Source organism: Aerococcus sp. Group 2, from assembly GCF_905125285.1.
GTDB lineage: Bacteria > Bacillota > Bacilli > Lactobacillales > Aerococcaceae > Aerococcus > Aerococcus urinae_E.
Window position 1 is genome coordinate 1 of record NZ_CAJHPA010000008.1, and the last position, 21,177, is coordinate 21,177.

Sequence of the window (21,177 nt, forward strand, 5' to 3'; positions counted from 1 at the left end):
CAAAAGTCAAACTTCTAAATAATACCGCATATATTTAGTAATTTTATATTGATTTACACTTGACTAATCGTAGGAAATGTGAGTGTGACAAAAGTCAAAAGAGCCCTGAAGAGCTACGCATACTATATCTGTAACTCGCTCTTCGCTTCGAACAGCTATAGCAACTGGAGCAAATCATTCACAGTAGCTTTTAGCTACCGTGAATGATTTGTGAAGTGGAGGTCAGGGCTGACTATTGGAACACGTTATGGTTAGGCAGCTCATATCCATTCCTGTTTCAGCCTTATATTGGCAATAGTCCCTTCTCTTTATCCGTGGATTAATCCCGTTTTAATTCTCTTAATTGGTCAAAGAGTTCTTGGTTGGCTTGCAACTTATCGCGGTTTCCATAAACTACAATCTTAGCATCATCCATCACTTGACTGACGCTATCATTGAGCGCCAGTAAGTCTTCCTGTTGGGTATGGATGAGGTCAGAAAATTCCTGGTCTAGGTCGGACTTGCTTTGCTTACAGAAGTAACGCTTTAATTTGAGAGCATTGACTTCTTTAGGGGTCAGTGGATACTGGTAATGGGTTAGGGAACCAATAATCCGCTGTTCGACAAAGTCTGGATTTAAATCTAAGTCTTTAAAGGACTGGTCCATATTTTGGTAGACTGCCAGACTTTGTTTCAGATGGGGGTCACGGTAGGAATAAGCTAAGACCCCGCCAGCAGGACTCATGGAAAGCCCCGCCCCATAGGCTCCCGCTTGGGCGCGGATTTTTTCATGGAGGATTTCATTACTCATGATATTAGTAAAGACTGGGAGTTGACCTCTTTGATTTTCCTTTAAGTCTTTTAGGGGACCGCCTTGGACCACATATTGAACATTACTATTGGACATCAAGCCAATATTACCTGCTTCATGTAAGGGAGCGGGATTTTTCATATGGTCTAGACCGGCTTGGTCGCTTTGCGGCAAGTCGGCTAAAAAGTCGTGGACTTGGTCGGTTAAGCGGTCTTTATCAGCTGGACTGGCTGTCACCGCGACGGTTGCCGTATTGGAGCAGAGCACTTGCTCATGGAAGTGGCCTAAGTCTTCAAGGAGACCAGGGAGAGCCTGGTCAAAGTCAGCCAAGAAATCAGCTAATTGGTCATAGTAATCTAAGCCACCCAGGGCTTGACTAGTGGCTTGGGCCGGCGAATATTGGGCTTTGAGTAGTCCCATAGCTAATTGATGGCCAGCTTGGTCAAATTGTTGCTCCATTTGGTATTTGACCCGGTCAAGGATATTCTTAATCCGTTTGCGGTCTTCAAAGCGGGTACTGGTTAAGATCTCTTTGACTAAGTCCAAAGCAGCTTGGCTCTTTTCCGCCATAGCCGCAAAGCTGGCTTGGACCTGCAAGTTAAAGTGGCCTGGCTCTTGGCTATCCAGATAAATTTTTGGTCGAGTAGTTAGACCAGCCGTTAACTGGATTAATTGGACTTCAATTTGATCATAAGTATAGGAAGCCGTTCCCAAGGCCCCTAGGAGAATGGTCCAGGTCTTTAATAAAAAGAGCTGGTCACTGGTTAAATGGTTGGCTGAAAAAGAAAAATTAAAGTAGGCAATCCCTTGGCTAGCAGCTTGGGGATGGTAGAGGATCTTGCCTAATATCGGGTCAGTGATCTCTTCTTCACTGGCATCGGTAATTTCTGCTTCAATATCAGCTAAGGTCAGTTTTGGTAGGCTGTCTTGGGCTTCTGGGCTATCGGGGGCTTCTTGGTAAGCCTTCAAATCAGCATTTTCTTGAATCAAGGCCTCGATCTCATTGTCACTAGCTTGGGCCTTTTCTTGGACCAGACTTTCAGCCAGGTCTTGGTCTTTGGCTTGGTGGTAACCCTGCTTAGGGAGGTGGACAATGACCAAACGCGAGTTGAAGTCAACGAGACGGTTTCGGATCAAGTCTTCCAACTGAGCGGATGAGAGAACTTGGTCCAAGTGACTGAGAATCTCTTCATAGGACAAGACCTCAACGGGGCGGTCCAGATAGCGCCAAGCCGACATTAATTGGATAAAGGTCTTGACTCCTCGTGAAGATCCGCCCTTTTCCCGGAGCTGGAGCTCGGTTTGGTTGAGGCAGGCCTTGACCAAATCGCGGTCTAGACCCTGGTCGGCGATTTTCTTTAAGGTGTTTTCAATCACTTCAACAATGGTATCAACCTGGTCAGGATCGACCTTTTCTAAAACTAGGGAAAAGTCATTGTAATAGGTTCCTGAGCTATAGACTGACACGTCTTGGCAGTAGCCGCCCTCAACTAGGGCCTTATGGAGAGGACTGGACTCGCCGTTAGCTAAGGCGTTCATAATAATCCCATACAAAAAGCCATCTTCAACCCTCTTATTTTGAGAAAAGGGAATATTATAAGATAAGTAGGCCAACCCTTCAGACTCCTGCTTGTCGTCAGCATCAAAATAAAGGGTCATCCGTCGATCCTCTTGGGGAAGGTCAGCTAATTCTAATTGGATCTGGTCATCACTAGGCTCGAAATGTGAGAAGTACTCCCCATCAATCTGGCCAAGGACCCGGTCGATGTTGACATCGCCATAGACAACTACTAAGGCATTATCCGGCCGGTAATGTTTCTTATGGAAGGCAAGAAAATCTTGGTAGGAGAGCTTAGGAATGTCATAGGGATAACCACCCGATTCATAAGCCACACTCGTCTTGGGATGGAAGTTGGCGTCAATTTGCTGGCAGACCTCCGCATCCGGATCGGAGTAAACGCCCCGCATTTCATTGTAGACCACCCCGGTAATGGTGATAGGATCTTCCAGATTATGGAGTTCCTTATGATAGCCTTCTTGGCGGAAGATATTTTCTTCTTCATACATCCGCGGGAAAAAGACCGCATCCAAATAAATCGACATTAAGTTCTCAAAGTCGGTCTCATTCATGGATGAAATTGGAAAGAGGGTCATGTCCTTATAAGTCATGGCATTTAAAAAGGTATTCATGGAGCTTTTGAGCATGTACATGAAGGGGTCTTTGACGGGATACTTCCGCGAGCCAGACAAGACCGTGTGTTCAACAATATGGGCCACCCCGGTAGAATCCTTAGCTGGGGTTAAAAAACCGATCCCAAAGGCCCGGTGGGGGTCATCATTTTCAATCCAAATCACTTGGCCCCCTGAAGCCGGATGGCGGAATTGGTGGATGACCGCTCCTTGCTCCTTTGAAACAATTTTTTCACTTTCAACAAAACCATGGTTTTCCTTATTCACAACAAGCACTCCTCTTAAAGAATCTTTCCCTAGTATAACAAATTTTTCCTAGGGTCACTATCCAGGAAATCAGATTGCTTGCGACTGTATAAAATGGGACTTTTTATTTTTTACTATTGATGAGCATTCGTTCTGCTTTTAAATTTTGGTCGTTGAAAAGCCATGGCATCGGTTCGGGCCAAGGTCCCTCACCTAGCGAGCTTCAAAGGGCTAGTAAGGCTAAAGCCAACTATCCCTAATTCACATCGCTTGCTTGTTCATGGCTAACGACCAAATTCAAAGCGCCACTCATGCTCATAGCTTCTTATCAAGAGAAATCTTGCTTAATTAATGCTCACCAACATCATTGAATAAACAAAGCCTAAAGATTGCGGGCGGGAGAAAATCCCCTTATAATAAGCAAGATACTTTGGCATTATTATATAGAAGGAAGTGTTCCTGATGTCTATTCATTACTATCACAATGACCCCCACTTGCAAATGGGGATCACCCTAAGAGATCCAAACCTGCCTGAAGCCGGCAATATGGGGATCCATTCCTACCAGAACTTGGATGCCGTCTTAGCTAACCGGCGATCCTTTTTCCAAGCGACCCTTATAAGTCCCGACCATTTTGTCCAAGCCCACCAGACTCATTCCAAACGGGCAGTGGAAGTTTCCCTGGCTGACGGTGGCAAGGGCGCCCTAAATAATGACAGCGCCATCCCCCAAACCGATGCCCTCTACAGCTTTGAGGATGAGCTCATGTTAGGAATTTTTACTGCTGACTGCGTTCCTATTCTCTTCTACGACCAAAAAACTCCCCTGATTGGCGTCATCCATTCCGGCTGGCGGGGTACGGTCCAAAACATTACCCAAGTCACCTTTGAACAAATCTTTGCCGATCATCCTGAGGTCAAAGCAGAAAATATCCACCTTCAAATTGGTCCAGCCTTATCCCAAAAACACTTTGAAGTCGATGAGGATGTTTATCTTCAATTCAAGGACTTGGAGGGCTCAGAAGGAAATATCTCCTACCAAGCAGACAGCGGTAAGTGGCACATTGATAACCAAGCCGTGGTCAAAAATCAATGCCTCCATTTAGGTATCCGTTCCGAAAACATCCAAGTGGACCCTATGGATACCTATGCCAGCCCCCAAGGCTTCTCCTATCGTCAAAACCAAACTAAAGGCCGCCACATGGGCTTCATCTGGCAAAAAAACCGGGTGAATTAATAAAATTCTGATAATAAACGACAAAAAAGTGAGCTGCTGGAGCTCACTTTTTTCTATCTATACAAGAGGAATTTCTTACTTATTCTTAATTGGCTCTGGTGCCTTACCATAACCTTGGTAAGCCGCCCGCATCATGGCCATCATATCAGGAACTAATGGCAAACGAGGGTTTAATGGGGTACATTGGTCTTCATAAGCATCATAAGCCAGTTGTTCTAAGGCCTTTTCCCATTCTTTCTTGTCAAGGCCTTGGGCTTGGTAGCTCATTGGGAGACCGACTTTTTCACCGAGTTCATAGCAGGCTTGGGCCAAGGAAGCAACGGCTTCATCGACCGTATTGGCCTTTAATCCTAGCATACGGGCAATGTCTTGGTAACGTTCACCAGCCTTGTAGTAGTTATATTTTGGCCAGGTAGAAAGCTTGCCTGGTTTTTCCCCGTTGTAGCGGATTACATAAGGCAGGAGGATGGCATTGTTTTCCCCGTGAACGGTATGGAAGACCCCACCGATCTTATGGGACATGGAGTGAACAATTCCCAAGAAGGCGTTACCGAAGGCCATCCCCGCCATGGTTGCCGCATTATGCATCTTCTCTCTAGCTAGCGGGTCAAAGTCTTTGACCGATTTTTCTAAGTAGTCAAAGACAATCTTAATCACTTGAAGAGAGAGTCCATCGGTATAGTCTGAGGCAAAGATAGATACATAAGCCTCAATAGCGTGGGTTAAGACATCCATCCCGGTAGCGGCGGTCACCCGACTTGGTACCTTTTCGACAAAGCTGGAATCCACGATAGCTACCTTAGGTAAGAGGGCGTAGTCAGCAAGCGGATATTTCTTATTGTTCTTCTTATCGGAAATGACCGCAAAAGGCGTTACTTCGGAACCTGTCCCTGAGGTGGTTGGGATAGCCACTAATTGGGCTTTTTCACCGAGGGCTGGGAAACGGAAGGCCCGTTTTCTAATGTCCATGAATTTTTGAACTAGGTCGCGGAAATCAACGTCAGGACGTTCATAGAAGAGCCACATGATCTTAGCGGAGTCCATAACCGATCCCCCACCAATCGCAATAATGGTATCCGGTTGGAAGGCCCGAATGGCGTCAGCACCCGCTTGAACCGTGGAAATATCTGGATCCGGTTCAATGTTATCAAAGACATCATAGACCACCTTATTTTGCCGTTGTTGGAGTTGGTCAATGACTTTTTGGACAAAGCCGAGTTTGGCGATGCCTTTATCAGAAATAATCGATACCCTTTCCACATGGTCTAATTCTTGTAAGTATTTAATGGAATTCTTTTCGAAGTAAACCCGAGGGACTTTAAACCATTGCATGTTATTTTGCCGCTCCCCTACTCGTTTAATATTAATCAAATCTAAAGGTCCCACGTTACCAGCTACAGAGTTATGTCCATAAGACCCACAGCCTAGGGTTAAGGAAGGAATGAAGTAGTTATAAACATCCCCAATTCCCCCAAAGGTTGACGGCGCATTGACAATGACCCGGGCCACTTTCACCCGTTTGGCGTATTCGATTTCTAAGTCATGGTTATTGGTATGGATGGCGGCGGAGTGACCTAGACCATTAAACTCGACCATGGCTTCAGCTTTGGCCATCCCATCTTCGGTCGTCTCAGCTTTTAAGATGGCTAGGACAGGGGATAATTTTTCTCGGGTAAGGGGTTGAGCAGGCCCCACTTCAGGAACTTCTGCTGCTAGGATGACGGTTTCTTCTGGCACTTCAAAGCCAGCTTCTTTAGCAATCCAAACCGCTGATTTCCCGACAATATCGGCATTGAGTTTGGCTTGGTCAACCGCCTCACTATTGGCTTTAGCCCCAAAGCAGAATTCTTCTAAGAGGGCTTTTTCCTTTTGGTTGACAAAGTAAACATGGTAGGACTTCATTTCTTTAATGAAGTCGGGGTAGATTTCTTTGTCAACAATAGCAGCTTGTTCTGAAGCACAAACCATCCCATTATCGAAGGCCTTACTCATGACAATATCATTCACGGCTTGCTTGAGGTTGGCCGTTTTTTCAACATAGGCAGGCACATTCCCTGGTCCCACACCCAAAGCAGGTTTCCCACAAGAATAAGCAGCTTTAACCATGGCAGATCCCCCAGTGGCTAAAATAGTAGCGACATCAGGGTGGTTCATCAGTAAATTGGTGGCTTCCATCGAGGCATGTTTTGGATCGATCCATTGGATACAGTTTTCAGGTGCCCCTGCCGCAATCGCTGCGTCCCGCACCACCTTGGCCGCATGGATGGAAGATTCCAGCGCTTGAGGGTGGAAGGAGAAGACAATTGGATTACGGGTCTTCAAGGAAATCAAGGACTTAAAGATTGCTGTCGATGTTGGGTTGGTAGTAGGGACAATCCCACAAATTACCCCGACCGGTTCAGCAATATAGGTCAATCCCTTGGCCTCATCACGATCAATAATACCTACTGTTTTTAAGTGGCGCATATGATTGGTCACATGTTCACAGGCAAATAAGTTCTTGGTTGCCTTATCTTCAAACACACCCCGTCCAGTATCTTCAACGGCATGTTTCGCTAAGACCCCATGTTGGTCTAAGGCAGCAATCGATGCCTTGGTGACAATATGATCGATTTGTTCTTGGTCTAAAGCCATAAAATCATCTAAGGCCTGTTTAGCCTTAGCCACTGTCTCATCGATAAATTGTGGAATATCTACTTTTTGTTCTTTTCCTTTAGCCATTGTTCTTCCTAACCTTTCCTTTGATTTTTAATGACTTTCATCTTTATGGCTATTATGTTAAGTTATTCACAAACAAAAAGCAAGTTATTTTTTGTTTTTCTTTTTAGCTATAACCGCTTACAATCACTGAAGTATTAGTAATTTAACCTTGTAATCGCTTACAACTTTCGAAATAATATTTTTATATTTTAATTAAAAAGAGAAAATATGTGTTTATTTTCACAATATCAGAAGAAATATGCTCTATGCTAAAAACAGTTTCCCCACTTTTCCCAAATATAGAAAAAAGGCCATGACAAGCTATCATGACCCTTATCGGTGTACAGATACTCTTCCCCTAGCAGGTCTAGCCTCGTGGAAGGGTTGAAAGACTAGGAACTATTTGCTAAGGGAAGTTAAGGCAATTAATCGTCACTGGGGTAATAAGTCAAGAGGCCAAAGCCATGGTTCAAGGGGCCACTCCCCTGACCTAGATCTAATTGGTCTTTAAGGGCCAGGCTGAGATAGGTCTTAGCCCGAGCAATGGCAGTAACTAAGTCATCCCCCTTGGCTAGGTTGCTGGCAATGGCACTGGATAGCGTACAGCCGGTGCCATGGGTATTGGGGTTATCAACCCGCTCGCCCTTAAACCAGTGGACCTCGCCCTCATGGGTAACCAGGACATCATTAGCATCATTCACCCGATGGCCCCCCTTACAGAGGACAGCGACTTGGTAGGTCTGACTAATTTTCTTAGCGGCGGCTTCCATATCGGCTGCCGAATGGATGTCTTGTCCCGCTAAGACCTGGCTTTCAGGAATATTGGGAGTAATTAAGCAAGCGAGGGGGAAGACCTGGTCAGCCAAGACCTGTACGGCTTGGTCTTGGATCAAGTTGGACCCGCTCGTTGCGACCATGACTGGGTCTACTACGACATGTTTAGCCTGGTAGTTTTTAAGAGCTTTGGCAATTTCCTTCACTAAATCTACTTGGGAGACCATGCCAATCTTGACGCTAGCCGGAGGAATATCGTCAAAGACAGCTTGGAGTTGGCTAGCCAAGGCCTCGGGACTGAGGTCATAGACCCCGGTCACACCCCTAGTATTTTGGGCGGTCACTGAAGTAATGGCACTCATGCCAAAGACTCCATTAGCCTGCATGGTCTTGAGGTCCGCTTGAATACCAGCTCCCCCACTGGAATCTGAGCCGGCAATAGTCAGGACGGCTTGGAGTTTAAAAAGTTTTTCAGCAGCTTTACGGATTTCTTGAGTCGCTTGGTAGGGGTCTTCCGCCTTAAATAAAGCAGAAATCAGAGCCACCCCGGCCAACCCCTGGTCCCGTAAATTGGCCATATTATCTAAGCTAATCCCACCAATGCCTACAATGGGAATATTCACCCCTTGGGCAATAGCTCTCAGGGTAGTCAGACTAGTGCCTTGGGCATTGGCCTTAGACTGGGTCGGATAGAGGGCGCCAACTCCCAAGTAGTCTGCACCAGCCGCCTGGGCTTTTAGAGCGGCATCCAAACTCTTAGCCGAAGCCCCGATAATTTTTCCCGGGCCGAGCAGTTCTCTAGCCTGGTCGACTGGCAGGTCATCTTCTCCCACATGGAGGCCGTCAGCATCTACCGCCAGGGCCAGTTCATAGTCATCATCGATAATAAAGGGGACACCTGCTTCTTGGCAGAGGGCTTTGATTTTTTTAGTTAGATCCAGCTTCTCCTCTTGGTCTTTAAAGGGATGGTCCTTCAAACGTAACTGTAAAATCGTCGCCCCTCCTGCTAAGACCTCTTTGACTTGCTGGATTAATTCGTCATGGTCAAAGCGGTCGGGCGTAATGGCATAGACCAATAAATCATTTTTATTGAATGTCATACTTGGCTCTCCTTTCTAATTTTTTGGCCTCTAATAAGAAGACCTGGTCAATCACCCGGTTAGAATAAGTGGCATTACCCTCATAAGGCTGGAGCACTTGAGCAGCGATTTCTCCCGCCACCCCATAGCTAATCATGGCCGCTGTAGCTAGGTAAAAAGGATCCTCATCCGGATTACCGGCTAAAAAGCTAGCTAGGACGCCGCTTAACTGGCAACCTGATCCCGTATAGGAAGCCATCCAGGGGTGGCCATTTTCAATGACTGCCAGCCGCTCGCCGTCAGTCACTAAGTCAATCGGGCCTGACATGGCTAGGATAATTCCTTTTTCTTGGGCATAAGCTTTAAAGTCCGGAGCAAAATCAGCCAGATTGGCTAAGCTTACCTCGTCTCCAGGACCCAGGTCGACCCCAGATCCTTGGCTTTTTTCAAAGAGGAGGCTTCGAATTTCCGAAGCATTCCCCTTTACCGCCCTTACTAGACCCCGGTCAATCAGCTCTTGACAGAGCTTTAATTTAGACGGCATAGCTGAAACCCCCACTGGGTCTAAGACCACGGGATGGTGGTCATTTTTCGCTGTGGCGGCGAGGTCCAACAATTCCTGATTAGGTCTGGGACTAGCGGCATTCAATAGCAAGAGGTCAGCCGTCTTGACCACATCCTGACTATTAGGTAAGTTATCGGTCATCACGGGACGCCCACCACTGGCCAAAATCACATTGGCCACATCATGAATGGTGACATAATTATTTAACACTTGGATCAGCGGGGCCTTGGCCTTGACCTGCTGGCTATATTTCGCAAAGGGAATGCTTATTTTTTTAGACATTGACTCATCTCTCTTACTCTGTTTAGATTACACATTTCACCTGCAGGTCTTTTACTTCTAGACAGAAAAAAGCCCTGCAAAGTATACTCCACTCAGTGTACTTTGCAGGACTTCTTATCGTTAGGCTTTAGCAAAAGCTTGGCTGTGCCTTATAACGATATTTGAATTCTCACATCCCTACGCAAGTCTTAACTTTCTCAGGTTCAAAGAGTCCAGGTTTCCACCTATCTCAGCAAAAGCACCTCTTGTGAGTACTTTTTAACTATAGCAGAAACCGCTTACCTATTCAAGGCGGAGCGCTTAAACTCCTTTTGGACGCTGAGATAAATAAAAAAACTCCAGCCCAATGAGCCGGAGTTAATGGTTTCGTCCTTTGGTGTGACTGTCACACTCTTTTGAAACGTGTTCCAGTCACAGGACGAACGTCCACTTCAAAAACTGGGAACGCTCAGATTCACTGAGCTTATCCCAGTTTTCTCCAGTGGTTTCGTCCTTTAGTGTGACTGTCACACTCTGTTTAAACGTGCTCCAAGCGCGAGGTGAGCTCCATTTCAGAAGTCCTTGCAAATCCTCTTTGAGGATTTACGGCGTACTTCTTCCAATTGCTGTAGCTGTTCGAAGCGAAGCGAGTTACAGATATAGTATGCGGAGCTCTCTCCCCTCTTTTTGCGCTTGTCACACTCTTTTTATCTTAGTACCAACCGTTAGCGTTCCAGAATGCTAAAGCGTTGTCCCATGAACCGTAACGACCGGCTACGTATTGGTCAGCCACACGTTCTTGGTTAGCTGGGGAGTAGTCACCATTTAAGTAAGAAGCGCTTAATTGGTAACGTCCGATGTATTGGCCGTTAGTTGCTGAGTATGAACCACCAGATTCACGTTGAGCAATGATTTCTTTAGCGGATGAAGAAGAACCAGTGTAAGCGCTTTGTGCTGGAGCTGGTGCAGGTGCAGGTGCTGGTGCTGGAGCAGCAGCTGGAGCAGCTTGAACAGTTGCAGGTGCTTGGTAAGTTTGACCAGCAGTTTCATCAACGGTGTAAACTTGAGCTGCTTGACCTTGTTTTTCTACTTCAACTTCATTAACCTTACCTGATTGGTCAGATTTGAAGGTTAATTTAGTTCCTGGGAAGATTAAGTTAGCATTTTCGATGTTGTTGATTTCAGCTAATTCTTTGGTGTTCACGTCTGCTGCTTGAGCAATAGCGTTTAAGGTGTCACCAGATTTAATGACATAAACTTTTTCGTTGTCATCTAATTTTTGGAAGTCAGCTTTGATTTCTTCAACTGAACGTGCTTGCCATTCAGCTGCGTGTGCTTCAGTCGTTTCCCCAGCAGCAAAACTTACTAAGGCTGATAAAGCGATTGAGGTACCTACTAAAACTTTCTTCATATTCATGTGTAATAAAAATCCTTTCTTCTATGCAAAGTTCATTCTTTTTTCTATTTAATATGATTAAGCCTCTTAATCATTCAGATTCATTTTTATCTCTCAACGAGGTCTTTCCCTCGTCGACATGAAATATACTATCATGGCTTCCAGACGAAGAAAAGGGATTTTCTGACTTGTTAAGGCCCTTTAATTACTTTGACATTTTAAAAGGATTTTCTGAAATATTTCTGTCGCCTTGTAACCTTGCTGTAACAAAAGTCAGGGCAAAACTTGAGTTATGGGTATTAGAAATCAAGGACTTCTGCCTCAAGAGCTACAGACCTACTTCCTCACTTTCAAATGTTTGAGGGACAGATCTAAGATTCCGGCCGAATGGGTAATGGCCCCACTAGAAATATAGTCAATGGCTAGGTCCTTATAATCCGCGACATTGTCCCAGGTAAAGTTTCCTGAAGCTTCTATAATCGCTTGACCGTTAATGAGCGCAATGGCTTCCTCCATGGTGTCATGGTCCATATTGTCGAGCATAATAATATCAGCTCCAGCCTCCACTGCCGCTCTGACCATGTCCAAGTCCTCGACTTCAATTTCAATCTTCTTCACAAAAGGGGCATAGGCCTTAGCCGCTTGGATGGCTTCTTTGACCCCACCGGCAGCAGCAACATGGTTATCCTTGAGCATAATTTGGTCAGAGAGTGAGTAACGGTGGTTATAGCCGCCCCCTACCCGGACTGCATATTTTTCCAAGGGGCGGTAGGCCGGGGTAGTTTTACGGGTATCCAGTAACTTTATCCCACTACCTTCTAAGGCGTCTACAAAACGGCGGGTAGCAGTAGCGATACCACTCATTCTTTGAAGAAAGTTGAGGGCAATCCGTTCCCCACTTAGGAGAGTATTGACGGAGGCCTTAATTACCATCAAGGTCTCCTGATTAGCTACCCGGTCACCATCTCGGACCAGACTCTCAAATTGAACTTCAGGATCCAAATGTAAGAAAACCCGCTTGAAGAGATCCAAACCACAAATCACTCCCGCTTGCTTAGCTAAGAGCTCGACCTGGGCTGCTTGACCCTGATAAATAGCATTGGTCGACAGGTCTTCATAGGGAATATCTTCCTTAAAAGCGAGGGTAATTAATTCATCAATAATATCTTGGTTCAGATTTATAAAATTAGACACTTGTTTTGGATTAGCCATCACTAAACCGCCTCCTCATTTTTTCTATCCTGATTCTCTGACTAGCCACTTTCAGCCAGCCAAAGGGACTGACTTTCCTGATCTTAAAAAGCCCAAGAAAGCTGATACTGTTTTTACTATCATACCATAAGCCAAGGCAGCAAAACCCCTAGCCTTATGCGAAAAGTGATCAATTTAGACAGACTTGACAAAAATAATGGCTAAGCTTATGATAATTTTTAAATTTTTATCATTATTTGGTTTTATATCGATTATATTAGGACTCATTGTTCAAGGAGGATTACAATGAAAGAAAGTATTTCAGTTAGCAAAAAAAATACGGGCAAAATGACTACCGTAGCCTTACTAACAGCCATCGGTATCATTATCCCTATGATTAGTCCCATTAAAATCGCTTTTGGTCCCTTTTCCTGGACCCTGGGCTCTCATATCGCCATTGATATGGCACTCTTTATTTCACCAGCCTCAGCCGCTTTTGTGGCCCTAGCAACCTCATTTGGTTTCTTGATGGCAGGTTTTCCCTTACCAGTGGTCTTCCGGGCGGTTTCCCACCTCTTATTTACCCTAGTGGGTGCCTATACTCTGCAACGGTCCAATGAATTTGTCTTGAACCCTTGGAAAAGAACCCTCTTTAACGCCGGAATTAATAGCTTACACGGTCTGGGGGAAATGATCGTTATCCATTGCTTTGTAACCGCCGGCTTAACCAGTTTGGATGGCCAATACGGTTACTGGGCCTCCCTCTTCATTCTCTTCGGTGTATCGTCACTCTTCCATGGGATGATGGACTTTGAATTGGGTTACCTCTTCCTCAAGTACCTCAACAAGCACCTACCTTATAAATTCCCCCGTTTTCCAATCAAATAACACAAAAACGCCCTCAGTTCTTTCTCTATTTGGAAAGGACTAAGGGCATTTTTTTGTGCTTATTCAGGAATTACTATCGCTGAGCATGCCTTCTCTTTGTCAACTGGAAACAAAAAAGAGACTGCACGTACTCGTACAGTCTCAATTAACTGGGGTAGCTGGATTCGAACCAACGCATGACAGAGTCAAAGTCTGTTGCCTTACCGCTTGGCGATACCCCAATATGATTAGAAATGGAGGGAAGAGGATTCGAACCTCTGAACCCGAAGGAACGGATTTACAGTCCGCTGCGTTTGGCCGCTTCGCTATCCCTCCAAATCAGTACTCAATTAATATACCACTATTTCCCTATAAAATGCAAGGGTTATTGGCGATTTTTTTCATTTATCATAAAATTTTCGTTTTTCGGCTATTTTTAAGCCAGCACCCTTCCATCTATTCTCTCTCCGCTATCCATAATTTAAGAAAGACCTAAAGCCTGGTCAGACAGTGTCTATGGTATACTTATTAATGAATTTAAAACATCACTAATAGGAGGGAAAACGATGGATTGGGAATCAATTTTCAGCTGGTCACATGCCTTTGACCTGATCGATATCTTGATTGTTTGGCTCATCATCTATCAGTTGCTCAAGTTAATCCGGGGCACGCGGGCGGTCAATATCTTTAATGGCATCATTATCTTTTTACTTTTTAAAATGGTTTCGACCGTCTTTCAATTAGAAACCATCGACTGGATCATGAATAGTATTATCCAGTGGTCAGTCATCGGGATTATCATTATTTTCCAACCGGAAATTAGAAACGGCCTCGACCATCTCGGCCAAAGTTTACGAATGCGGAATTTACGAAATACCCAAAATGACCCCGTTGAGCAAATGATTGAAGAAATTATCCGGGCTTGCCAGTACATGGCTAAGCGGCGGATCGGGGCTTTAATCTCCATTGAAGATACTCAATCGCTTACCGAATATGCCAACACGGGAATCAAATTGGATGCGGATATTACTGAACAACTCCTCATTAATATCTTCATTCCCAACACCCCGCTCCATGACGGGTCGGTGGTGATCCAAGATATGAAGATTAGCTCAGCAGCCAGTTTCCTCCCCCTCTCGGAAAACCCCGAAATTCCTAAGGAACTAGGCACCCGCCACCGGGCTGCGGTTGGTCTCAGTGAAGTCACCGATGCGGTAGTAGTAGTGGTTTCTGAAGAGACTGGTGACATTTCCCTCACCTATAAAGGAAAAATTATGCGCGACCTTTCTGAAGAAGAAATCCGCGAAACCCTCCGCCAACATTTTGCTGAGAGCGAAGACGGCGATTCCATCATCGAAGGCAACCACTTCTTGAAGAATATCTTCCAAAAGAAAAATGGAGGTGACAAAAATGAATAAGCTCTATGAAAATAAAGCCGCTATGATTTTTTTCTCACTCTTATTAGCGCTTTTCCTCTTTATCTTTGTCAAAGCGGAACGTTATAATAATAACCCGGTCAGTTTCTTCACTAACATCAGTGAAACCAAGTCAGAAACCATCTCCGACGTCCCCGTTTATGTGAGTGGCGACGTGGATGACTACTATATTACTGGCCTCCCTGAAACCGTCTCTGTGGAAATTTCAGGTCCAAGCAATATCATCGACCAAACCCTTCAAGCCCGAGAATTTAAGGTCGTGACTGAAAACCTGGAAGAACTCGGCGAAGGGTCACACTATGTACAACTCACCATGACTAATATTTCTAAAGACCTCAATTATCGGATCTCACCTTCCAGTGTGGAAATCAATATTGCTCAACTGCAAAGTCAAAAATACCCGGTAGAAATCCACGTTAATCCGACCAACTTGGCCCCGGGTTATGAAATTCATGCAACCAAGGCCACTCCGGCAGAAGTCACCTTGACAGGTTCAGCTGAAAGCCTCAGCAAGATTTCCTCAGTGAGCGTCGACGTCAGCCTCCCTAACAATACCAATTCTGACTACCACGGCAGTGGACGGGTCATTGTCAAGGATCGCGAAGGTAATATCTTAAACATTACCGCCAACCCAAGTCAAGTCGGCGTCGATATTGCCATCGGTAAGCAGGGGAGCTCAGTACCTATCCAAATCGACCTCGATAATCCCAATGATGACTACACTTATGACTTAAGTAATTGGTCCACCCGGCAAGTGACCCTCTTTGGCGATGAGAAAGCCCTCGCCGCTATTCAAGCGGTAGTCGGTCATATTGACGTTAGCGGAATCACCCAGAGTCAACGGGTCCAAGTGGCTCTAGAACGCCCCGATAATGTTGAAGCTATGGAGCCTGAGTCCATCACTCTTACCGTTACCGCCCGACCCAAAAACAGCGGCCAAAGAAGTGAAGCCTCTAGTGATTCTTCTAGCCAGGCAAGGCAGGAGACCAGCAAGGATGAAAGCCAGCCAGTCACTAACCGGCAAAGGGAATCTAGCAGTCAAGCAGAGGCTAAATCCAGTTCACCCTAATTTGGCAAAGACTTGAAATCGTGGTAGTATATTGAATTGTTAATAAGATTGGTAAATCAAAGGAGTATATCATGTTAAAATATTTTGGAACTGACGGTGTTCGCGGAGAAGCCAATAAGGAACTAACCCCTGAACTGGCCTTTAAATTAGGTCGCTTTGGTGGCTATGTCTTGCTCCAACACGCCAAGGAAGAACAAGAACATCCCCGTGTCCTCGTTGCACGCGATACACGGATTTCTGGTCAGTTATTAGAACACGCCTTAATCTCAGGGCTGTTATCTGTCGGCATTGAAGTGTTACAACTGGGCGTCATTACCACACCAGCTGTCGCTTATCTCACCCGGACTACTGGAGTAACTGCTGGGGTAATGATCTCAGCCAGCCACAATCCTGCCAAGGATAACGGCATCAAATTCTTTGGTAGTGACGGCTTTAAATTATCGGATGACCAAGAAGCTGAAATTGAATACTACTTAGACCAAGAAGAGGACAGCTTACCTCGTCCTAGTGCCCAAGGCTTAGGCACGGTCAGTGAGTATCCAGAAGGGGTAGCCAAGTACCTCGAATTTCTCCAAACCACCATTAGTAATGATTTATCCGGCTTAAAACTATGTATTGACGCCGCTAATGGTTCCGCTGCACCTTTAGTCAACCGTCTCTTTGCTGATTTAAATGCAGACTTCTATGCCCGTGCTACCCGTCCTGATGGCCTAAACATTAACGATGACTGCGGCTCTACCCATCCTGGTGAACTCCAAAAACTGGTCCTCGAACAAGGCGCTGACGCTGGGGTTGCCTTTGATGGGGACGCTGACCGCTGCATTGCTGTTGATGACAAGGGCCGTTTAGTGGATGGCGACCACATCATGTACATCTGTGGGAAATACCTCAAAGACCATGGTAAATTAAAAGACGACACCATTGTTGCTACCGTCATGTCCAATTTAGGCTTCCATAAGGCCGTTGAAGCTGCAGGGATGAATGATAAGGTCACCAAGGTAGGCGACCGTTATGTGGTTGAAGAAATGCGCAAGGGCGATTATACCCTAGGTGGCGAACAATCCGGACACGTTATCTTTATGAGCCACAACACGACCGGTGACGGCCTCTTAACCGCCATTCAATTGCTCTTCGTCCTCAAGCAATCCGGGAAGAAACTCAGTGAATTAGCTGATGAAATGCCAACCTATCCTCAAGAGCTCATCAATGTCAAAGTGACCCGCGCCGGCAAGGAAGAAGCCATGAACAATGCGGACGTCAAAGCAGAAATTGATGCAGTTGAAAGTGAATTAGGGGAAGAAGGTCGGGTCTTAGTCCGTCCTAGCGGTACCGAAAACTTACTTCGGGTCATGGTCGAAGCCCAAAGTGATGACCTAGCCTTGACCTATGCCCAACGCATCGCTGACAAAGTCGCTGACATTTACGGGGTAGAAGAATAAAAGAATTCATTATAAAAGGAGTCCTCAATTAAGGACTCCTTTTTTTGATTGCTACTATTTGATTAAAAGATGTTTCAAGCGTCAGCTGTGACTGTCACAGTCTATCATTTCTTACTTAATCTGGCTAAGGCTTGGCGTTCTTTAGGGCTGACTTCTTGGTCATTGCGTTTGAGGCTAAAATGATCGGGAACTGGATCGACGCCGCCGCGGGCATAGGGATGGCAGCGTAGGATTCGGGCCAGTCCCATAAGCGTCCCCTTGAAAAAGCCATGCTTTTCTAGAGCTCTAAGCATATAAGTCGAGCAAGTGGGATAGTAACGGCAAGACGGCGGTAAGGCAGACGAAATAAAACGCTGGTAAAATCTTACCAGCGCTTTTAGTAAATAAGTAAACATTAAGCCTTAACCGCAGCTTCAACATTAGGAATTAAGAGCGCCTTAGCCACTTGGTCATGGACCTCTTGGCCCTTCAATTGCCGCACAATTTCAAGAGCAAAGTAATAAGCCGTTGCAGGGCCTTGTGAGGTAATCACTTGGTGGTCTTGGTCATTAACGACGATCTCGTCAGCCACATATTCCTTAAAGGTCACTTGGTCACTAAGGGCTGGGAAAATAGTCCCACGAATTTCTTGGGAAATGCCAGCCTTATCTAAGACTCTTGGTGACGCACAGATGCTGGCAATATACCCAGAATCTGATTGGTATTGTTCCTTGAGGAGGTCGATAACTTTATCGTTTTCTCTAAGGGCATTGGTCCCTCCGACTCCACCAGGGGTGATCACGATATCATAGTCCGCTCCCTTAATATCTTCTAAGAGATAGTCCGCTCGGATAGTGATATTGTGATCTCCCACCGTATCAAGATCACCTTCAGTAGCCACCACGTCAATGGCGATTTCAGCCCGACGTAAAATGTCAATCACTGCGACTGCTTCGGTTTCTTCATAATCCTTACTTAATAAGATCATTGCTTTCATCCGCTATACCCCTCCATTTGTTGGTTTATCAAAGGTTACTATCCCTATTGTAGGCTCATTCTCATAAAGTGTAAAGAAAGTAGTGATTAATCCTAACTGAATTAGTCTTTATCTTGGCCTTGTTTATGGTAGTTAATAAAGTCGTATTTTTGGGGTTGACGTTTAAATTTTTCTACCACATAAGGGCAGCTGGCTAAGATGTATTTATCTTCCTGCTCCATGTAGTCCACCAAGTGATCGAGTAACTGACCAGCCACTCCCTTTCCTCTAAGAGAAGGATGGGTCCAAGTGTGGTCAGCAATCACAAATTGGTCTGCCGGACTCCACGTTATTTCGCCAATTCTTTGGCCATCTTCACCTTCAATAATAAAAGCATTACCGTCTTTTTTTATTTCGTAAGCCATAATTATCCCTCGTTTCCTAGTTCATTCATCTCGGCAAGTAAAATAAGTTCTTACTAGCCACTCACTAAGATCAGAATATCATGAATTCACCATATTTTCTAATAAGGTGATGTAACGCTTAGCAAAGGGGGAAGTTTTCCGATAGCGGGCTTCGATGTAACCAATTTTATTGGGCTTATTATCCTGCCTCTCGATAGGAATGATGCGTTCTAAATCAGCAAAGGGGGAAGTCACTAGGCCGGACCCAATCAAATAAGCCTGAGTATTGGCTAAAACATTAATGACAGTAGCCCGGTCAGAAGCATAAACAACCTCTTGTCCTTCAAAATCAGGCTCCAAAGATTCTTCGGTAAATTGCATGGAAGAGCCCCGGCTTTGTTCAAATTTAATCACGGGGTATTGGCTCAATTCTTCTAAAGACACCTGGTCGCGGTCAGCCAAGGGGTGCTTAGTCCCTACAAAAGCATGAGGGTAGAAGTTTCCCAATTGATGAAAGACCAACTCATAGCGGTTGAGGTATTGCTCGATGACCCGCTGGTTTTTATCATTCATGTATAAGAGCCCTAACTCAGAATAAGACCGTTTGACATCTTCTAAGACTTGACTGGTTGACGTTTCCAAAAAACGAAAATCCCAACCATTCCCGCTCTCTTCAGCAATTAATTGGCTAAATGCCGCACAAGCAAAGTCATAATGCTGACCTGAGACAGAAAACAAGCGCCGCTCATTATCTTCCAAATAGCGGTTCTCTAAAGTTTCAACCTGTGAGAGAATATCCTCAGCGTAAGAGAGGAACTCGCTTCCCTCATTGGTAATGAATACTCCACGCTTAGTACGCTCAAAAATTTGAATTTGGTACTCTTCCTCTAATTCCTTAATCGCGGTAGACAAACTAGATTGTGCCATATACAAGCGGCGGCTAGCTTCACGAAAGGAACCACTGTTGGCAACTACCACGGCATATTTTAATTTTTGAAAATTCATATGGATTCCTCTTTTATCAATAATTAACTAACGTATCTGATCAAATGCATTCCTTAGGTCCTTAACTAAGTCTTGGCCATTTTCAATGCCGACTGACAAGCGGACAATCCCATCATTGAGACCATATTTAAGGCGTAATTCTTCTGGGATATCGGCATGGGTCTGGGTCTTTGGATAAGTGACTAAACTCTCTACCCCACCCAAACTTTCTGCAAAGGTAAATATTTTAACGGCATGTAACCAGTCATTGATTTTACTTTGGTCGGCCATTTCAAAGGTTACCATGCCGCCTTTACCGGTATAGAAGACTTGAGAAACTAAGGACTCGGTTTTTAAGTAGTCAACAATGGCTTGGGCATTAGACTGGTGCTGGTTCATCCGTAAGGCTAAAGTTTTGAGCCCACGAATGGTTAACCAACAATCGATTGGACCCAAAGTTGCCCCTGTGGTATTTAACTGGAAGGCTAGAGCTTCACCAATGGCTTCGCCCCTACAGGCTACCAAGCCAGCTAAAACATCATTATGTCCGGCAAGATACTTGGTGGCAGAATGAACTACAATATCTGCCCCTTGGCGGAGAGGTTGCTGTAAGACGGGGGTATAGAAGGTGTTATCAACAACAACCAAGGCCCCCACGGCATGCGCCTTATCAGCGATGGCTTGGATATCGAATTCCGTCATCATTGGATTGGTTGGTGTTTCAATGAAGACTAATTTAATATCATCATTTAAGGCCTGGTCAATTTCTTCTGCGCTTAAACAGTAAGTAAAGCGATATTGGCCCCGTTCTTCTAAGGCATGAAAGTAGCGGTAGGTGCCTCCATATAAGTCTTGCAAGGTGACAACATGGTCGTCCGCTTCTAAAAGTCCTTCAATGACGAGTTGGATGGCTGCCATCCCTGAACTCGTGGCAAAACCATAATCGCCCGCTTCTAAATTTTTAATGCCCTCTTGTAGGATATTTCGAGTCGGGTTGGCTGTCCGTGAATAATCGAATCCGGTTGACTCGCCCAAACCAGGGTGAGCGTAGGCGGTACTTAAATAAATTGGTGTATTAACGGCTCCAGTACGTTGATCGCTGCGGTTACCAAGCTGAGCAAGGTAGGTTTCAATATGTTCCATATATACAGACTCCTTCACATCTTTCCTATCATCATACCATGCTAGAGACGGTTTTTGCCTAAGAATAACAGAACACAGCTGTTCGCCATAAGCGATCATTTCCTTTTTAATCAATTTACTCAATAAAAAAAGAGAATGTCAACGAAAACATTCTCCCTTACTAAGTCATTTAAAACGATTATATAAGCAATAAAAAAAGCTACTGACGGGATTCGAACCCGTGACCTCCGCCTTACCAAGGCGACGCTCTACCAACTGAGCTACAGCAGCAAAAATATTCCTAAAAAATAACTCCGCAAGTAGGACTCGAACCTACGACATCTTGATTAACAGTCAAGCGCTACTACCAACTGAGCTATTGCGGAATAAAATAAGATTGCACGGCAACGTCCTAGTCTCACAGGGGGCAACCCCCAACTACATTCGGCGCTAAGAAGCTTAACTGCTGTGTT

The 21,177-nt window shown here is 45.1% G+C and carries 16 protein-coding genes, 4 tRNA genes, 1 rRNA gene and 1 riboswitch; of the genes, 5 read left to right on the plus strand and 16 right to left on the minus strand.

Annotated elements, in window-relative coordinates; all coding sequences use genetic code 11:
• Positions 1-319: 319 nt before the first annotated feature.
• A complete protein-coding gene (locus tag JFU01_RS08640; RefSeq protein WP_195856661.1) occupies positions 320-3,247 on the minus strand; it encodes an insulinase family protein in 2,928 nt (975 codons plus the stop codon).
• Between the two features lie 441 nt (positions 3,248-3,688).
• Here JFU01_RS08640 and pgeF point away from each other — a divergent pair, with 441 nt between their 5' ends.
• Entirely contained in the window at positions 3,689-4,462 is a 774-nt protein-coding gene (gene pgeF / locus JFU01_RS08645) for a peptidoglycan editing factor PgeF (protein ID WP_195856662.1), read from the plus strand.
• Between the two features lie 75 nt (positions 4,463-4,537).
• Here pgeF and adhE read toward each other — a convergent pair whose 3' ends face one another.
• From adhE to nadC, 5 genes are all read right to left on the minus strand, one after another.
• Entirely contained in the window at positions 4,538-7,183 is a 2,646-nt protein-coding gene (gene adhE / locus JFU01_RS08650) for a bifunctional acetaldehyde-CoA/alcohol dehydrogenase (RefSeq protein WP_195856663.1), read from the minus strand.
• A gap of 404 nt (positions 7,184-7,587) precedes the next feature.
• Complete coding sequence (thiD, locus tag JFU01_RS08975; RefSeq protein ID WP_195856664.1) at positions 7,588-9,036, minus strand: bifunctional hydroxymethylpyrimidine kinase/phosphomethylpyrimidine kinase; 1,449 nt, start codon at positions 9,034-9,036, stop codon at positions 7,588-7,590.
• The gene (locus JFU01_RS08660) at positions 9,023-9,862 is read right to left on the minus strand and encodes a hydroxyethylthiazole kinase (RefSeq protein WP_195856665.1); all 840 of its coding nucleotides are present in this window, start codon (positions 9,860-9,862) and stop codon (positions 9,023-9,025) included. The genes thiD and JFU01_RS08660 overlap by 14 nt, the downstream gene beginning before the upstream one ends.
• Positions 9,863-10,019: 157 nt before the next feature.
• Positions 10,020-10,118: riboswitch (TPP riboswitch) on the minus strand.
• A gap of 435 nt (positions 10,119-10,553) precedes the next feature.
• Complete coding sequence (locus JFU01_RS08665) at positions 10,554-11,258, minus strand: LysM peptidoglycan-binding domain-containing protein (protein WP_111889885.1); 705 nt, start codon at positions 11,256-11,258, stop codon at positions 10,554-10,556.
• A gap of 315 nt (positions 11,259-11,573) precedes the next feature.
• Positions 11,574-12,449: a carboxylating nicotinate-nucleotide diphosphorylase gene (gene nadC, locus JFU01_RS08670; protein WP_195856666.1), complete on the minus strand. Its 876-nt coding sequence runs from the start codon at positions 12,447-12,449 to the stop codon at positions 11,574-11,576.
• A 285-nt stretch (positions 12,450-12,734) separates the two neighbouring features.
• On the opposite strand from nadC, the gene JFU01_RS08675 reads away from it, so the two are divergent.
• Entirely contained in the window at positions 12,735-13,316 is a 582-nt protein-coding gene (locus JFU01_RS08675; RefSeq protein ID WP_111821684.1) for a hypothetical protein, read from the plus strand.
• A 149-nt stretch (positions 13,317-13,465) separates the two neighbouring features.
• Here the strand turns inward: JFU01_RS08675 and JFU01_RS08680 are convergent.
• Both JFU01_RS08680 and JFU01_RS08685 read right to left on the minus strand, forming a co-directional pair.
• Positions 13,466-13,537 (minus strand) — tRNA-Gln (locus JFU01_RS08680).
• A gap of 13 nt (positions 13,538-13,550) precedes the next feature.
• Positions 13,551-13,631: transfer RNA gene (locus tag JFU01_RS08685), tRNA-Tyr, on the minus strand.
• Between the two features lie 230 nt (positions 13,632-13,861).
• Here JFU01_RS08685 and cdaA point away from each other — a divergent pair.
• From cdaA to glmM, 3 genes are all read left to right on the plus strand, one after another.
• The gene (cdaA, locus tag JFU01_RS08690; protein WP_195856667.1) at positions 13,862-14,713 is read left to right on the plus strand and encodes a diadenylate cyclase CdaA; all 852 of its coding nucleotides are present in this window, start codon (positions 13,862-13,864) and stop codon (positions 14,711-14,713) included.
• Positions 14,706-15,800 carry a CdaR family protein gene (locus tag JFU01_RS08695; protein WP_195856668.1) on the plus strand — a complete coding sequence of 365 codons (1,095 nt, stop codon included), beginning with the start codon at positions 14,706-14,708 and terminating at the stop codon, positions 15,798-15,800. The genes cdaA and JFU01_RS08695 overlap by 8 nt, the downstream gene beginning before the upstream one ends.
• A 71-nt stretch (positions 15,801-15,871) precedes the next feature.
• On the plus strand, positions 15,872-17,239 hold the full coding sequence (gene glmM, locus JFU01_RS08700; protein WP_195856669.1) for a phosphoglucosamine mutase: 1,368 nt from the start codon (positions 15,872-15,874) through the stop codon (positions 17,237-17,239).
• Between the two features lie 104 nt (positions 17,240-17,343).
• Here the strand turns inward: glmM and yidD are convergent, their stop codons facing one another.
• From yidD to rrf, 8 genes are all read right to left on the minus strand, one after another.
• Positions 17,344-17,634 carry a membrane protein insertion efficiency factor YidD gene (yidD, locus tag JFU01_RS08705; protein ID WP_195856670.1) on the minus strand — a complete coding sequence of 97 codons (291 nt, stop codon included), beginning with the start codon at positions 17,632-17,634 and terminating at the stop codon, positions 17,344-17,346.
• Positions 17,634-18,215 carry a DJ-1 family glyoxalase III gene (locus tag JFU01_RS08710; protein ID WP_195856671.1) on the minus strand — a complete coding sequence of 194 codons (582 nt, stop codon included), beginning with the start codon at positions 18,213-18,215 and terminating at the stop codon, positions 17,634-17,636. The genes yidD and JFU01_RS08710 overlap by 1 nt, the downstream gene beginning before the upstream one ends.
• A gap of 101 nt (positions 18,216-18,316) precedes the next feature.
• A complete protein-coding gene (locus JFU01_RS08715; protein WP_195856672.1) occupies positions 18,317-18,619 on the minus strand; it encodes a GNAT family N-acetyltransferase in 303 nt (100 codons plus the stop codon).
• Positions 18,620-18,697: 78 nt separating this feature from the next.
• On the minus strand, positions 18,698-19,603 hold the full coding sequence (locus JFU01_RS08720; protein WP_195856673.1) for a LysR family transcriptional regulator: 906 nt from the start codon (positions 19,601-19,603) through the stop codon (positions 18,698-18,700).
• 27 nt (positions 19,604-19,630) lie between these two features.
• Positions 19,631-20,725 (minus strand): aminotransferase class V-fold PLP-dependent enzyme, encoded by a 1,095-nt coding sequence (locus tag JFU01_RS08725; protein ID WP_195856674.1) that lies wholly within the window; start codon positions 20,723-20,725, stop codon positions 19,631-19,633.
• A 197-nt stretch (positions 20,726-20,922) separates the two neighbouring features.
• Positions 20,923-20,995 (minus strand) — tRNA-Thr (locus JFU01_RS08730).
• Positions 20,996-21,016: 21 nt separating this feature from the next.
• A tRNA-Asn gene (locus JFU01_RS08735) sits at positions 21,017-21,090 on the minus strand.
• A 13-nt stretch (positions 21,091-21,103) separates the two neighbouring features.
• Positions 21,104-21,177 (minus strand): 5S ribosomal RNA (rrf, locus tag JFU01_RS09025); the annotation flags it as partial.